Source organism: Winogradskyella sp. R77965 (genome assembly GCF_044594915.1).
In the GTDB taxonomy this organism is placed as follows: Bacteria; Bacteroidota; Bacteroidia; order Flavobacteriales; family Flavobacteriaceae; genus Winogradskyella.
Window position 1 is genome coordinate 1219050 of the sequence record NZ_CP138990.1, and the last position, 16545, is coordinate 1235594.

The following is a 16545-nucleotide window of genomic DNA, read 5'->3' on the forward strand; positions in this document are numbered from 1 at the left end:
ACCATGAAAAAAATTATGATATACACGATCATATTGACTGTATTTTCGGTTAATATATTTTGTAACGCACAATCTAAAAATTTAGAACCTAAGCTTGAAAACATAGCTTGGATTTCTGGCACATGGCATTGTGAAGTTTTTGGTGGTCATGCAGAAGAAATTTGGAGTGAACCTTCCAATGGTTCAATGATGGCAACATTTAAATTTACCAATAATAATAGAGTCTCGTTTTATGAAATAGAAGTCATTAGAGAGGTTGAAAACACTTTAATTCTTCAATTAAAACATTTTAGATCCGATTTAAAAGGTTGGGAATCAAAAGATGACACTGTGGATTTTCCCTTAATCGAAATCACAAAAAACAAAGCTGTTTTTGAAGGCTTGACTTTTGAAAAAGTGAGCGATTCAGAGATGAATGTCTATGTAGATATAGAAAATGATAAAGGAGAAACTGAAACAGCAAAATTTGCTTATAGAAAAAAATTAGATAAGAGAAAGACCATTAAACAACTCATTAAAGTTCAATACGCAGAAGTTGCTCCTACTATAGATGGCATTGCAAATGAGACCATATGGCAAAATGCACTATGGAGACCTTTAGATCAAACTTGGTTAGGAGAGCAACCAACTGAAGAAGATTTTAAAGGCAAATACAAATTAGCTTGGACTGAAGACGCTTTATATTTACTAGCAGAAATACAAGACGATAAACTCATTGATATTTATCAAGATCCATTGACAACATGGTGGGACGATGATTGCTTAGAGGTTTTTATTGACGAAGATAATAGTGGTGGTGAGCATCAATATAATCACAATGCTTTTGCATATCATATTGCTCTAGACGGAAATGTAGTAGACATGTCTACAAAAAAGGAAGGAAAACTTTATAACTCTCACGTCGCATCGAAAGTGATTACTGAAGGAACAACATCAGTCTGGGAAGTCAAAATTTCACTTTTCGATGATGCTTATGATGATAATGACAGTAATACGCCTGTAAAACTTTATGCAAATAGAAATATAGGCTTTGCCTTAGCCTATTGCGATAATGATAATAGTAAAACAAGAGAAAATTTTATAGGCTCAGTTGAAGTGCAAGGAGTTGATAAAAATAGAGGTTGGATTGATGCAGGAATTTTTGGTACACTTTTACTCGTCAAATAATATTAATCCTTTTATGTATTAACATATTTTTAAAATATTCTCTTTAACAATAGCGTATTTTTAAGCTTACTTAAACCATCTATAAATGAAAAATTCAATTCTATTATTTTCAATACTTTTTTCTATTTCAATTTCGGCACAAACGGACTCAAAAATCTATGATATCATTGATGCTGTTTCTGAAGAACGCCTCAGAAATGATGTAAAAACTCTTGCCGACTTTGGTACACGACACACCTTGAGTGATACACTTTCAGAAACTCGTGGCATTGGAGCCGCTCGTCGCTGGATAAAAGGTCAATTCGATAATATTTCAAAAGAATGTAATAATTGCTTAGAAGTATTCTATCAAAAAGATTTAGTTAAGAAAGGAACAAATCAACGTATTGTACATGATGTAATGGTGGTAAACGTAGTTGCTATACAACGTGGTACAAAATACCCAAATCGTTATATCATAATGAGTGGAGATATCGATTCTAGAGTTTCGAGCCCAACAGATTTTACCTCTGATTCACCAGGCGCAAATGATAACGCTACTGGAATGGCTGGAGCTATTGAAGCAGCTCGTATTTTATCTAAATATAAATTTGAAAGTAGTGTTGTTTATTTAGGTCTTTCTGGTGAAGAACAAGGACTTTTTGGTGGTCAAGGCATGGCCAAATATGCACAAGAGAACAATTGGGACATTATTGGAGTTTTAAATAATGATATGATTGGAAATATTTCTGGAGTTGATGGTGTAGTCGATAACCGTACGTTTAGAATATTTTCCGAACCAACAACTACTGGAGAAACCGATGCAGAGAAATTAAAAAGACAAGCTAGAGCACGTCGCTTTTACGGTGGCGAAGTAGATGGTATTTCACGCCAGTTGGCACGTTATGTCTATGAAACAACAAAAACATATATGCCAGAAATGAATCCAATGATGGTATATCGCTTAGATCGTTTTGGTCGTGGTGGACATCACAGACCTTTTAATGATGTTGGTTTTGCTGGTATAAGAATAATGGAGGCTCATGAAAATTATACGCAACAGCATCAAGACATACGCACAGAAAATGGTATCAACTACGGAGATACGTTTGAGCATGTTAATTTTCCATATTGCAAAAAATTAACAGCTGTTAATGCTATAACAATGGCAAGCCTCGCTTCTGCTCCACCTGCTCCTAAAGAAGTAGGTATTGGTGGTATAGTTGAAGCTTCTGCAAAATTACAATGGAATAAAGTTGAAGGTGCAAAAGGCTACAAAATCTATTGGAGAGATACCACGTCTCCAACTTGGGATAACAGTCGTTATGTAGGAGATGTAACAGAATTTACTTTAGATGGTATTGTTATTGACAACGCTCTTTTTGGAGTTGCTGCAGTTGGTGAAAACGGTCACGAAAGCACAGTAGTTTTTCCTAATAAGATTATGAGATAAATATGAAAGTCTTCTTTCCACAATGGCAAGGCTCAGGTACCGGAAAATCAATAGCAGATGGTGCAAAAACAATATTCGATTATATTAAAGGTGATGTTATATCCATACCATTATCCAAATTACCATTAACATTAGAACAAAATATTAATGGGCATTCTGCACTATTAGAGCAACTTTCAGATTTTAAAACTCTATTAATTGATAAAAACCCTAAAACATTACATACTATTGGAGGTGATTGTGGACTAGAAATCATTCCAGTAAGTTATTTAGCCTCTAAACAGTCTAATCTAGGTGTCATTTGGTTTGATGCACATGCAGATATTAACATTCCTAAAGAATCACAGAGCCACAACTTTCATGGTATGCCATTACGAACACTTTTAGGAGAGGGAAATCAAAAATTAAAGGATTTACTTTTTACAGAAATTAAGCCTTCACAAATTCATTATATAGGATTAAGAAGTATTGATACAGCTGAACAAAAACGAATAGCAAAAGATCATATTTATGCGCCTTTAACCATAGATATAAATCATTTAGTAAAAACACTAAAAGATAAAAAAATCACACACCTTTATATTCATTTTGATGTAGATTGTCTCGATCCAGATTCATACAAAAATGCTTATTTTAATGTCAATAACGGCATCACTGTAATTGAAGCTGAAGATTATATTAAAACTTTAAAGGCTAACTTTGATATTTGTGGTACCAGTATTTTAGAATCTGTTGCTATGACTGAAGATGAATTAGAACCTATAAAAAACATTATTAATCTATTATTTAATGACTAATATCTTGTCATATAAACTAAAGCATAACTGCCTATTAATGTGCTGTATTTCGCTTTTTATGGCCTGTGAAAAACCTTCAACAAAAAATGAAGTTTTAGTATTAGGCACCATTCATAGTGGACATAAAACACAAGAGGTTTATAACATAGATAAGCTTACTGCCTTAATTGAAGAAATCAATCCAGATATTATACTTACGGAAATTCCACCAGACAGATTTGATGCTGCTATGGAGGGTTTCAAAAGAGATGATAGCATTTCGGAACCTCGCGTTATACGTTTTCCTGAATATACTGATGTTGTTTTTCCACTATCAAAAACAATGGATTTCATTATCATTCCAACAGCTGGTTGGACGAGCTCTATGGCTTCAGAAAGGTCAAAAAAATTGAGAGCAATTAGTAAAGATTCTACTCGCACCGAAGATTGGCAAGCTTATAGTAACGCTAATAAATTGTCAGATTCATTAATGAAATTAGCAGGTAATAGAAACGACCCTTATTTTATTCATACCAATACCTATGACAGCATCTATAATATTCGTCTAAATGAATATAACAAACGCTTCAATGACGAATTAGGTCTTGGTGGTTGGGATAATATTAATATAGCGCACTACTGGAATATCGAAAAAGCTTTAGAGACATACAGACACCAAAATAAACGTATTCTTATCACTTATGGAGCTGGTCACAAAGGTTGGTTTTTAAAAGAATTGCGTAAACGTGATGATATAGAATTATTGGATATGAAACCTTTTTTAGACAACATAAACTGATGAAAAAAATAGTACTCATTTTAGGATTTATTTGTTTTTTGACAAATAGCTATGCCCAATTACTTCAAGATAAATCAAACTTCACAAGACAAGATACCTTACGAGGAAGCGTCACTGCTGAACGCGAATGGTGGGACTTAACTTATTATCATTTAGATATTGAAGTTAAACCAGATGAGAAGTTTATATCTGGAAAAAATACAATTCAGTATGAAGTCTTAAAACCTAATCAAGTGATGCAAATCGACTTGCAATCTCCAATGGAAATTACAAAAGTGCTTCAAGATGGACAGGAATTAGAAGTTAATCACCAAGGGAATGCGCATTTTATAACATTGACCAAAGATCAAAATATTGGTGGAGTAAATTCAATTGAAGTTCATTATAAAGGTCAACCAAAAGAAGCTAAACGCGCACCTTGGGATGGCGGATTTTCATGGAAAAAAGATCAAAATGGGAAACATTTTATAGCAACATCTTGCCAAGGTCTTGGAGCAAGCGTTTGGTGGCCAAATAAAGATCATATGTACGACGAAGTAGATAGCATGCTGATTAGTATTACTAATCCAAAAGGACTTACTAATGTTTCAAATGGGCGTCTCAAAGCATTAATGGATAATGGTAACAATACTATTACCTCACATTGGTTCGTAAACAACCCAATTAATAATTATGGAGTTAATGTAAATATCGGTGACTATGTAAACTTCTCTGAAGTCTATAAAGGAGAAAAAGGTAATCTTGATTTAGATTATTGGGTGCTTAAGGATAATCTCGAAAAAGCCAAAGAGCATTTTAAAGATGCTCCAAAAATGATGAAAGCTTTTGAGCATTGGTTTGGACCTTATCCGTTTTATGAAGACAGTTTTAAATTAGTAGAAGTGCCTTATTTAGGCATGGAACATCAAAGCTCAGTAACTTATGGAAATCAGTATAAAAAAGGGTATTTAGGAAATGACTTGTCTCAAACTGGATGGGGTTTAAAATTCGATTTTATAATTATTCACGAAGCTGGTCACGAGTGGTTTGCCAATAATATTACTTATAAAGATGCTGCTGATATGTGGATTCATGAAGGGTTTACGGCATATTCAGAAAATCTGTTTTTAGACTACTATTACGGTAAAGAGGCTTCCGCAGATTATGTTATTGGTACTAGAGCAAATATTCAGAATGACAAACCCATTATCGGAACTTACAATGTAAATAATGAAGGTTCTAGTGATATGTATTATAAAGGCGCAAATATGCTTCATACTTTGAGACAACTTGTCGAAGATGACAAAAAGTGGCGAGAAATTCTCCGTGGTCTAAACTCTGAATTTTATCATAAAACTGTGACGACAAAGGAAATTGAAGATTATATAAGTAAAAAAACTGATAAAGATTTATCAGCATTCTTTAATCAGTATTTGAGAGACGTTCGAATTCCAACTTTAGAGTTTAAAATAGAAGATGGTAAGCTTAAATTTCGCTATATAAATATTGTCAATGATTTTGACATGCCCATTGAAGTTTCAATTAATGGAAAAAAAGAATGGCTATTTCCTGACGCAGAATGGAAAACAAAAACCATCGGAACCTCGGATTTCAAAGTAGATCGTGATTATTATATTGAAGTGAATAAATTATAAACCTAATGAAAAAAGGTCTAATCTACTCTGCCTTGATTTTTCTTTCAAGTTCGTTTCTTGTTTCAAACAGCAGTGAGAACTTAGTAGATTTAATTACTAAGAAACTTCAAAATTATAGTGAAGTTGGATGGCCTGAAAAAGTATACCTTCATACAGACAAAGATTTGTACTTGGCAAATGAAACTATTTGGTTTTCTGCATATTTGGTAAACGGAATCACCAATCAAAAAAGCACTAAAAGTGCTGTACTTCATGTAGAACTTATCAATGATAAAGACAGTATTATTAGCAAAAGAAAACTTTACTTAGAAGATATTAGTACAGGAGGTGACTTTAAAATTGAAAAAGAATGGAAAAAAGGTAAATACCTCTTACGAGCATACACCAACTATATGCGCAATGAGGATCCTACTTATTTTTTCAAAAAGGAAATAGATATATGGGAAGTCAGTAAAAATGAAAATTCAAAAGCTTTAAGTATTGGTGAATTATCAGAGAAGTCAACAAATACGAATCGTCCAGATTTACATTTTTATCCTGAAAGTGGGTATTTAGTAGAAAATTTAACTAGTAAAGTTGCTATTAAAATTAAGGATGACATCTATGATAAAAATCACCTCAGCGGATACATAGTAGATAATGAAGACACTTTTATTTCAGATTTTAAAACCTCAGATTATGGTTTGAGCTATTTTTTTATAACACCAAAGCCAAATAAAACATATTATGCAAACATAGAACTAAATGATTCTGTTTATAAATATAAACTACCACAGGCCTTACCATTGGGTTATAACATAAGTGTTAGCCAAAAAAGCAACCAGTTACTTATAGATATTAAGACTACTAAATATGAAGGACTTTCTGGTTCTTATCTAATACTGCACCAAAGAGGAGATATCCTTTATGAAAAACTGGAAACAAATAACAAAAACAATTATACTGTTAGCTTATCAACCCAAGACTTAAAAGATGGCGTTACACATATTACATTATTTGATCCTAAAGGTAAACCCGTTTGTGAACGCCTAGTTTTTATTGAAAACTCTAAAAATAAAGCGACAATTAAAATTGAGAAAAATAAAGAGATTTTAGCTACCAAAGAGAAAGTTGTATTACAGCTTTATGTAGACGATCATAAAGAAAGAAGTCTTCCGAGTCATTTATCCCTAAGTGTTAGAAATTCTAATACAATTCATTATAATAGCAACTCTCAAAATATTAAAACTTGGTTATTACTGAACTTCTGATTTAAGAGGAAAGATTAAAAATCCTGGCTATTTTTTTTCAGACACAAAAGATTACAAGAAGAAATATCTTTTAGATTTAGTGATGATGACTCATGGATGGAGACGTTTTAATTGGCAAGATTTGCTTTATGAAGAAAATAAAACCTCAGAATATAATATTGAAAAAGGCATTATCATCTCTGGCGAAACCAAACTATTAGAAAAGCCGTATACGCTAGCACCTGCATATACGTCCTTAACATTTTTTGGAAAAGAAATAGCGCAACAACCCATTAAAAAATCTGATGCCGATGGTAAATTTAGTTTCGGACCTTTTATAATTTATGATTCCATACCAACAATTATTCAGTCTAGATTAAACGATTTTAAATCTAAAGAAGACAAAGATCGAGAATTATCAATTTTAATTGATGAGGAAATACCGAGTCCAAAAATCATTAGAAATAACAACAAGAAAACTTATCTAAAGAAAAATAATGAACCCACTGATTATTCAAAAATTACTAAATATGTAAGAGCTATTAATTTTCAATTTGATCAAAACAGTGAAAAACTAGATGAAGTGGTTGTTGTTGGAAAAAAGAGAGCTGAAAAGAGTTTAAGAGAACAAGAAATGGATGATATCGCAACATTTAACTTCCCAAGTTACAGACTAGATGTAGAATCAGATGAGACCTTAGAGAATCAACCTCTTACTTCTCTACTGGCGAGATTTCCTGGATTAAATTTTATCGGAAACAGTTTTTTTATAAGAGGTAGTAGTGGTTCACCTAAAATCATTATTAATGACATAACCACTGATTTAGATGAACTATTAAGTATACCTACAGATCAAATTTCGTTTATAGATTTTTATAGAGGAGCAAATTCAGCAGTTTTTTCTAATGCAAGTAATGGAGTACTCGTTGTCTATACTAGAAGAGGAAAATTTATATCTCCAGAAAAAAGAAAACCAGGCATTATAAACTTTACTACCGAAGGGTTTTACACGGCTAAAGAATTCTATTCTCCAGATTACACCAAAGATACTGATGAAAATTCTAAATATGATTTGAGAAAAACGCTTTACTGGAATCCTAAAATTAGAATCACAGCTGAAAATAAGACGGAACAAATTTCATTTTTTACATGTGATATAAAAGGTGATTATATTATTGAAGTAGAGGGTATTTCAGAATCAGGTATTCCATTACATCAAATTAGTACCTTTTCAGTAGAATAAATACTGTATTAAATTAATAGTCAAACAACTTAAAACTATTGGAAATTCCAGAAATTCATTTTGAACGCGATACCGATTGGTACGATTGGCTTTTAACCAATCACGATAAGTATAAAGCCATATACCTCATCTTTTATAAACTTGAAACAGGTATACCAACAATGCGTTGGGAAGAAGCTGTTAAAGTAGCCATATGCTTCGGTTGGATTGACTCTACAGTAAAAAGTCTAGGTAATGGAAAACGAAGACAATACTTCTCTCCACGAAATCCAAAAAGTACTTGGAGTGCGCTAAATAAAAAGTACGTCATTGAGCTCGAAAAAGGTGGTTTAATCCAAGAACCTGGTCGAAAACTGATTAATCTTGCAAAAGAAACGGGTAAATGGACTGAAATGGATGATGTGGAAAATGGTGTGATTCCTAAAGCGTTACAAGATGCTTTTAATAAGAATCTACGAGCTTTTGAAAATTATCAAAACTTTTCGCGTGGTTATAGAAAAAGTTATTTGTCTTGGTTACACAGTGCCAAACGGGAAGCTACACGACAAAAAAGAATCGCAGAGATCATAAAACTCTGCGATGCTAATATTAAAAGTCGTGATGCTTGGTAAGCCATTCTCTATTTTACAAAGTCAGACTGACAACAAACATAGTTAATCTGTCAGTTCGAGCGTAGTCGAGAACATTTTTGATGGAAGGTTTGCATCTCGACTACGCTCGATATGACAGAAATTTTACTACAATCCACTTATATAACTACCATAAGGATCTTTAATCTGTAACCCTTCAGAATAACGATACTTACTCAGTTTTTTAAACTGTACCAATCCCCAAAGAATAAATTCTTTTTCAAAATAAACATCTCGTTTATCTATGTCTGGTTGGTAATCTGCCAGTAATGCATCTAAAGGTGTTACCTCATCTAATTTGGCTTTATATGTTGCATCATCAAAATCATCTAACAACTCAAAGCCATCACCATTAAAGAACCAGGAAATTAAATCATCATAAGGAGTATCTTCTCCTTCTTTTTCTAACTTTTCAATCTTTGGAAAATATTTTGGAAATAGAGTTTTAATCGCTTCATCCATTAAAGTATTTGCAACAAAATCTGCTCCTTCTTGTTCACCTTCATACACCAATTCTACTTTACCTGTAATAGCTGGTATGACTCCAATAAAATCCGATAGCCTTACCGCAGTTTTATCATCACCAGCTAACAAAGCACGACGCTCTGCTGTACTTAATAAATTTTCAAAAGCCGTAATACTCATACGCGCACTCACTCCACTCTTTACGTCTACGTATTCACTTTCACGAGCTTCAAAACTAATTTGCTCTAATAAGTCTTTGGCCAAGTCTGGTACATAGACTGAACCAGCTTGTCTTTCGTCTAATTTTGCTTCTTGAGAAGTTATGATTCTCGCTGTATCAATGGTCTCAGGATAATGCGTCAAAATCTGTGAGCCTATCCTATCTTTTAAAGGTGTAACAATACTTCCACGATTGGTATAGTCCTCAGGATTCGCCGTAAACACAAATTGCATATCTAATGGTAATCGTAGTTTAAATCCACGAATTTGAATATCACCTTCTTGTAAAATATTAAACAAAGCCACTTGAATTCGTGCCTGTAAATCTGGTAATTCATTAATCACAAAAATGCAACGATTCGCTCTTGGAATCATTCCATAATGAATCACACGATCATCTGCATAACTCAATTTTAAATTCGCTGCTTTTATTGGATCAACATCTCCAATGATATCAGCTACTGTAACATCTGGAGTAGCCAGTTTTTCTGCAAAACGATCATCTCTGTGCAACCATGTTATTGGTGTGTCGTCACCTTTTTCATTAATTAACTCAATTGCATATCGTGAAATAGGTTGTAAGGGATCATCATTAATTTCTGAACCTTCTACAACAGCAATATGTTCATCCAACAAGTTTACCATCATTCGCGCCAAACGTGTTTTTGCCTGACCTCTCAGACCTAGAAGGTTAATATTATGTCGTGATAAAATAGCACGCTCTAGTTCAGGAATCACTGTATTTTCATAACCATGAATGCCTTCAAACGTTGTAACTTTATTCTTAATATTTTCAATCAAGTTATCACGCAATTCGTCCTTTATAGATTTGGATTGGTAACCTGTTTTTTTTAATTCGCCTAGTGTTTTAATATCTGTCATAAATAAGACCCTTTTAATTTCCCTACTTCGACTGCGCTCAGCACAGGCTCGGGAAAAACTCAATGCGGGAATTTGAGCTTTATTTTTAAAGTATTAATTTTTGTTCCTTCCCTCTGGGAAGGTTAGGATGGGCTTTTTTAACCCTTTATTCTTCTTTTTCTATTATTTTCGTAATCTTCAAAAATCATTTCACCTAAACCTTTTAATCCTGTATAAAATGCTTTGCCTCGATTGGCTTGGGTAAATTCACGTACAAATCGCATCAGATATGGGTCTTCAGCAATCATAAACGTAGTAATCGGAATATGTAAGCGTCGTGCCTGTTGTGCCATTGCATAACATTTATTAGTAATAAACGGATCTAAACCATTACTGTTTTTGTAATACTGACCGTCTGGCATACGCAAACAACTTGGCTTACCATCTGTAATCATAAAAATCTGTTTATTTGTGTTACGCTTTCTGCGAAGCATATCCATAGCTAGTTGTAATCCAGCAACTGTATTTGTATGGTATGGACCAACTTTTAAGTATGGTAATTCTTTTATTTTAATCGGCCATGCATCATTTCCAAATACCAAAATCTCTAAAGTATCTTTTGGATAACGTGTAGTAATTAATTCGGCCAATGCCATCGCTACTTTTTTAGCTGGTGTAATACGATCTTCACCATATAAAATCATACTATGACTTATATCTATCATAAGCACAGTACTCATCTGACTTTTATGAAGGGTTTCTTCAACAACTAAATCGTCTTCTGTAATACTAAAATCACCAATACCATTATTGATTTGTGCATTTCTAATACTTTCAGTCATAGAAACTTTGTCTAAAGCGTCACCAAATTGATATGCTCTAAAGTCACCTGTATGCTCATCACCTAAACCTACTCCTTTGCTTTTATGATTACCTGAACCGCTTCGTTTTATCTTTCCAAAAATATGATCTAAAGCCTGCTGACGTATAGCCCGTTCGGTTTTAGCGGTAATAGTTGTTTTACCTTTTCCGTCTCCATTACCAGTTGGATCAATCTCTTCTCGGATATAGCCCTTGTTTTTTAAATCCTCTATAAAGTCATCAATGGTATACTCAGGAGTTGTAAGCTTATATTCTACATCAAGTTGTCGCAACCAATCAATAGCTTCATCAAAATCTCCAGAAGTATATGTGATTAACTCCTTAAAAATCTCAAAGAGTTTTTCGAAAGGAGATTGATTTGGTGCTTCGTAGGTTTTAAATACAAAGCCTGATTTATTTGATTTTTCTTTCATGGCAATGTAAAAATAATGCTTTTTAAAGCGATATCAATTACCTATTTTTAGATTCTAACATTTTATTAACTTTACAGAAATACAACACAAAATGTCAGAAGAAGCGGAAGAGCAAATCAAAAAGCAAAAAAAAAGAATCAATTGGACAACTGATAAAATAATGAGCACCTCAGCATTGTTTATCAGTGTAATTTCATTGATAGCACTACTCTACCAATCATACTTAGCAAGAGAGGAAAATAAACTTATACAAATGCAGCAGAGTGCCTCTGTTCTTCCACATTTAAGTCAATGGTCTAGCTATAAATCTGATAGCTTCAAAATTGTTATAGGTAATAAGGGAGTCGGGCCTGCTTTTATTAAAAAAGTAGAAGTGAAAATGATAGATAATAAAAAGGATACTTTGGTCTTTAACAGTAGCGATGATATTCTAAAAAGTATATTTAAAAATACAAAAGGTTTGGATTCAATAGGCTACACATCAAGTACACTAACTGATGGTATAGTATTACCAGCGAATGAAAAATTAGAAATTATTAACATTAAAAATCCTGCTGGTATTAATCTATTTAGAAAAGTTCTTTCAGAAAGTAATCTTTCTTTCAATATAATTTATGCTGATGTTTATGGAACACAGTGGATCATTAATGCTAACAAAGAAATACCAGTAAAAATTGATACTAAATAAGAGTATACATTAACATCTCTTTTAGAAATCAATCACATCTTTTCCTTAATTTTAGGGTTTTACTCAACTAACCTAAAAATAATGAAGAAATTTTTCACTCTTGTTATGCTATTCAGTGTAACATTATTCTCGGCACAAGAATTTTCAATGGACATGGTCAAAAATATGACATCAAGAAATATTGGACCTGGTGGCATGTCTGGACGTGTAACTGCCATTGATGTTGTAACAACTAATCCTGATGTCATGTATGTCGGAACTGCCTCAGGTGGCCTTTGGAAATCTAATTCAGGTGGCATTACTTGGGAACCTATTTTCGATAAAGAACTCACAGCTTCAATTGGTGCTGTAGAAATTCAGCAATCAAACCCAAGTGTAATTTGGGTTGGCACAGGTGAAGGTAATCCCCGTAATTCCCTTAATGGTGGTTATGGAGTCTATAAATCTCTTGATGGTGGAAAAACATGGATGGCTATGGGTCTTGAAAAAACAAGACACATTCACAGAATTATTGTAGATCCAACAAATCCTGATGTAGTATATGTTGGAGCTATTGGCTCTCCTTGGGGAGAACATCCAGAACGTGGAGTTTTTAAAACCACTGATGGTGGAAAAACCTGGAATAAAATTTTATTCGCCAATAACAAAACTGGTGTTGCTGATTTAGTGATGGATCCAACTAATCCTAATAAGTTAATTGCTGCCATGTGGGAACATAAACGTGACCCTTGGTTCTTTAATTCTGGCGGTGAAGGTTCTGGTTTGCATATTACTCATGATGGTGGAAAAACCTGGACAAAAATCACTGAAGATGATGGTTTCCCAAAAGGAAATCTTGGTCGTATTGGTGTCGCTATAGCTCCAAACAAACCAAATATCATTTATGCTTTAGTTGAAGCAAAGAAAAATGCACTTTACAAAAGTGAAGATGGTGGCTCTAAATGGAAAAAGGTAAATGATAAAAGCGATATTGGTAATCGTCCTTTCTATTATTCTGAAATCTATGTCGATCCTCAAAATGAAAATCGTGTATATTCAGTATTTACTTATGTGAATGTTTCTGAAGATGGCGGGAAAAACTTTGCGCAACTCATGCCAGCTTATGGAGTGAGTAATGGTGTTCACCCAGATCATCATGCTTGGTGGATTCATCCAGAAAACGGCAACTTTATGATAGATGGTAATGATGGTGGAATGAATATTACTAAAGATGGAGGTAAAACCTGGAGATTCATAGGTAATTTACCTGTAGCACAATTCTACCATATTAATGTAGATAATGAATATCCATATAATGTTTATGGAGGTATGCAAGATAATGGCTCATGGAGAGGACCAGCTTATGTTTGGCGTGCACAAGGCATAAGAAATAGTTACTGGCAAGAAATTAGCTTTGGGGATGGGTTTGATGTGGTTCCCGATAGAGATGACTCCCGTTACGGATGGTCTATGAGTCAACAAGGTTATGTGAGTCGTTACGATTGGCAAACAGGAAACAACTATGGAGTTAGACCAACACATCCAGATCCAGATGTGCGTTTGCGTTTCAACTGGAATTCTGCCATAAATATTGATCCGTTTGATAATAGTACGCTTTACTTCGGAAGTCAATTTGTGCATAAGTCAACAGATAAAGGGGAAACTTGGACTGTCATTTCTCCAGATTTGTCAACTAACGATCCAGAAAAACAAAAGCAGTCTGAAAGTGGTGGACTAAGCATGGATGCTACAGGAGCAGAAAATCATACAACCATCTTAGTAATTGAACCCTCAGTACTCGAAAAGGATATGCTTTGGGCTGGTACTGATGATGGTCGTGTACACTACACAACTGACGGAGGAAACAACTGGACAGATGTTTCTAAAAATCTAAAAGGTTTACCTGAAGGCAGCTGGATAGCGCAAATAAAGGCGTCTAATAAAAATAAAGGAGAAGCCCTTTTAATCGCCAATGATTACAGACGATTTAATTATACTCCTTACGCCTATAGAACAAAAAACTATGGAAAATCATGGGAACGTATTGTGGATGAAAACGATGTACAGAGTTATACTTTAGCTATTGTTGAAGATTTAGTTGAACCAAATTTACTATTCTTAGGAACTGACGATGGTTTATACGTTTCTTTAAATGCTGGCGAAAAATGGACAAAATGGACTGAAGGATTTCCGACCACCTCTGTAAAAGATTTGGTGATTCAGCCTAGAGAACACGATTTAGTTATTGGAACATTTGGACGTGCAGCATGGGTTTTAGATGATATTAGACCTTTAAGAGCTATGGCGAAGAACAAATCAGTAATGAATTCAAATATTAAGTTATTTGATACACCAACTGCATATCAGGCTGCATACCAACAACCAACAGGAAGTCGTTTTGGTGCAGATGCCATGTATCATGGTGAAAATCGTGGTGGTGGTGCACGTTTCAGTTATTTATTTAATAAGAAAGAGCAACCGAAAAGTGAGAAAAAAGAAAAAAGTGAAGACGAAGATGATGAGACAGATATGGATTCTAAAAAGGAAGAGGCGAAAGTTAAATGGGATTCTCTAACCTTAAAAATATATGATGGACAACGTTTAATTAGAACTTTAAAAACCAAAGCTCCAAAAGAAAACGGAATTCATAAATGGACATGGTACATGAGCGAAGCTGGAGTTAGTAGACCATCGAGAACTATAAGAAAACAGACCAGAGAACCTGGTGGAGTTTCTGTAAAACCAGGAACATACAAAGCGGTTCTGCATTATGGTGATCAAATGTCTGAAACTACTATAAAAGTTGAATCTGATCCGAGATTAGAAGTATCTCAAAAGAATATTGATGAAGTTTATACTGCAGCAAAACAGTTAGAGAAAATGCAAGAAACTTCAGCTAATGCTGTTAAACAATTAGTTGAGAGTAAAACAATTGCTGAAACTTATAAAAAGAATTTATCTAAATTGGATAAAGAAAAATATAAAGATCAAATTAAAGGGTCTAAGGATATTGTAAAATCAATAGATAGCTTAATAGACAAATACTTAGGAAAAGTTGATAAACGTCAAGGTATTACCAGAAATCCAGAAGTAACACCTTTACAGAGGCTCAGAACAGCACAAGGTTATGTCTATAATAGTCAAACAGGTTTAACATCAACTGAAACCACGTTGATTAAGCATGCTGAAGATGCTTTAAATAAACTCTTAGGCGAAACAAATAACTTTTTTAATAAAGAATGGTCAAATTACCAAACTAGTATGAAACAAATTCAAATGGATCCTTTTAAGGAAATTAAGACTTTTGGTATTGATTAAATAATTGTAATGATAAACAAAAAACGCTCTAGATACTAGAGCGTTTTTTGTTTATTCTACCCATTTAAGAGCATTAGGGTCTTCAACTTTTATTCGTTTACCAGATGTAGAAATTAAGCCTTCTTTTTTAAATTGCGAAAGAATTCTAATTGCAGACTCAGTTGCAGTGCCAACCATATTAGCGTAATCCTCGCGGGAAAGGACTATACTCAAAAATCCATCTGAATCAACACCAAAGTCTTCATGGATATATAATAGTATTTCGGCCATTCTTCGTTTCACAGATTTCTGTGCCATATTTACCAATGACTCATCCGACACCTTTAAATCCTCTGCCATTTTTTTTAAGACATCCATTGTGAATTTTGGGTTTTTCTGCAGGTCATTCATTATTTCGCTTTTTGGAATAAAGCACATTTCCATATCATTTAATGCAATAGCACTAAGATTGGTTTTCTGTTCTGATACTAAAGATCGTTTTCCTAATAATCCACCTTTAACAACTAATTTTACGACCTGATCTTTTCCGTTTTCACTGAGTTTCGTCAATTTACAAACACCATCTTTTACACAATAAACACCATTTACAGTTTCTCCTTCTTCAAAAATGACTTGGCCTTTTTTGTAAATTTTACCTGTTTTACATGCTGAAACTCGCATTAACTCATCTCTAGTTAAGGACTTTAAAGCATTAAACTCTTTAATAATGCATGATTCACATTTACTCATAACATCTAAATTATCGTCAATCCCAAAGTTAACTAAAACATGACAAATATCATATTATATAAGTACAAGTTTTGAGACTTTT

At 33.6% G+C, this 16545-nt stretch carries 13 protein-coding genes; 10 read left to right on the forward strand and 3 right to left on the reverse strand.

Going from position 1 to position 16545, the window contains the following annotated elements:
• Nucleotides 1-3: 3 nt before the first annotated feature.
• The 8 genes from SJY34_RS05500 (at nucleotide 4) to SJY34_RS05535 (ending at nucleotide 8891) form a co-directional block, all read left to right on the forward strand.
• Nucleotides 4-1167: a DUF6265 family protein gene (locus tag SJY34_RS05500; protein WP_400079760.1), complete on the forward strand. Its 1164-nt coding sequence runs from the start codon at nucleotides 4-6 to the stop codon at nucleotides 1165-1167.
• Between the two features lie 85 nt (nucleotides 1168-1252).
• The gene (locus SJY34_RS05505; RefSeq protein WP_400079763.1) at nucleotides 1253-2599 is read left to right on the forward strand and encodes a M28 family metallopeptidase; all 1347 of its coding nucleotides are present in this window, start codon (nucleotides 1253-1255) and stop codon (nucleotides 2597-2599) included.
• Between the two features lie 2 nt (nucleotides 2600-2601).
• Nucleotides 2602-3396 (forward strand): arginase family protein, encoded by a 795-nt coding sequence (locus SJY34_RS05510; protein ID WP_400079765.1) that lies wholly within the window; start codon nucleotides 2602-2604, stop codon nucleotides 3394-3396.
• A 37-nt stretch (nucleotides 3397-3433) separates the two neighbouring features.
• Complete coding sequence (locus SJY34_RS05515; RefSeq protein WP_400079768.1) at nucleotides 3434-4174, forward strand: hypothetical protein; 741 nt, start codon at nucleotides 3434-3436, stop codon at nucleotides 4172-4174.
• Nucleotides 4174-5808, forward strand: a complete 1635-nt coding sequence (locus tag SJY34_RS05520; protein ID WP_400079771.1) for a M1 family metallopeptidase — start codon at nucleotides 4174-4176, stop codon at nucleotides 5806-5808. Before SJY34_RS05515 ends, SJY34_RS05520 begins: the two co-directional genes overlap by 1 nt.
• A 5-nt stretch (nucleotides 5809-5813) precedes the next feature.
• Nucleotides 5814-7058 carry a hypothetical protein gene (locus tag SJY34_RS05525; RefSeq protein WP_400079773.1) on the forward strand — a complete coding sequence of 415 codons (1245 nt, stop codon included), beginning with the start codon at nucleotides 5814-5816 and terminating at the stop codon, nucleotides 7056-7058.
• An 82-nt stretch (nucleotides 7059-7140) separates the two neighbouring features.
• Complete coding sequence (locus tag SJY34_RS05530; protein WP_400079776.1) at nucleotides 7141-8280, forward strand: TonB-dependent receptor; 1140 nt, start codon at nucleotides 7141-7143, stop codon at nucleotides 8278-8280.
• 38 nt (nucleotides 8281-8318) lie between these two features.
• The gene (locus tag SJY34_RS05535) at nucleotides 8319-8891 is read left to right on the forward strand and encodes a YdeI family protein (protein WP_400079779.1); all 573 of its coding nucleotides are present in this window, start codon (nucleotides 8319-8321) and stop codon (nucleotides 8889-8891) included.
• A gap of 126 nt (nucleotides 8892-9017) precedes the next feature.
• On the opposite strand, the gene SJY34_RS05540 is transcribed toward SJY34_RS05535, so the two are convergent.
• Entirely contained in the window at nucleotides 9018-10475 is a 1458-nt protein-coding gene (locus tag SJY34_RS05540) for a magnesium chelatase (RefSeq protein ID WP_400079782.1), read from the reverse strand.
• Between the two features lie 137 nt (nucleotides 10476-10612).
• Nucleotides 10613-11749 carry a VWA domain-containing protein gene (locus tag SJY34_RS05545; RefSeq protein ID WP_400079784.1) on the reverse strand — a complete coding sequence of 379 codons (1137 nt, stop codon included), beginning with the start codon at nucleotides 11747-11749 and terminating at the stop codon, nucleotides 10613-10615.
• A 91-nt stretch (nucleotides 11750-11840) separates the two neighbouring features.
• Between SJY34_RS05545 and SJY34_RS05550 the strand changes: the two genes are divergently transcribed.
• Nucleotides 11841-12437, forward strand: a complete 597-nt coding sequence (locus SJY34_RS05550) for a hypothetical protein (RefSeq protein WP_400079786.1) — start codon at nucleotides 11841-11843, stop codon at nucleotides 12435-12437.
• Nucleotides 12438-12518: 81 nt separating this feature from the next.
• The gene (locus SJY34_RS05555; RefSeq protein ID WP_400079789.1) at nucleotides 12519-15734 is read left to right on the forward strand and encodes a WD40/YVTN/BNR-like repeat-containing protein; all 3216 of its coding nucleotides are present in this window, start codon (nucleotides 12519-12521) and stop codon (nucleotides 15732-15734) included.
• Nucleotides 15735-15785: 51 nt separating this feature from the next.
• Here the strand turns inward: SJY34_RS05555 and SJY34_RS05560 are convergent, their stop codons facing one another.
• Nucleotides 15786-16463, reverse strand: a complete 678-nt coding sequence (locus SJY34_RS05560; RefSeq protein ID WP_400079791.1) for a Crp/Fnr family transcriptional regulator — start codon at nucleotides 16461-16463, stop codon at nucleotides 15786-15788.
• Nucleotides 16464-16545: the final 82 nt, after the last annotated feature.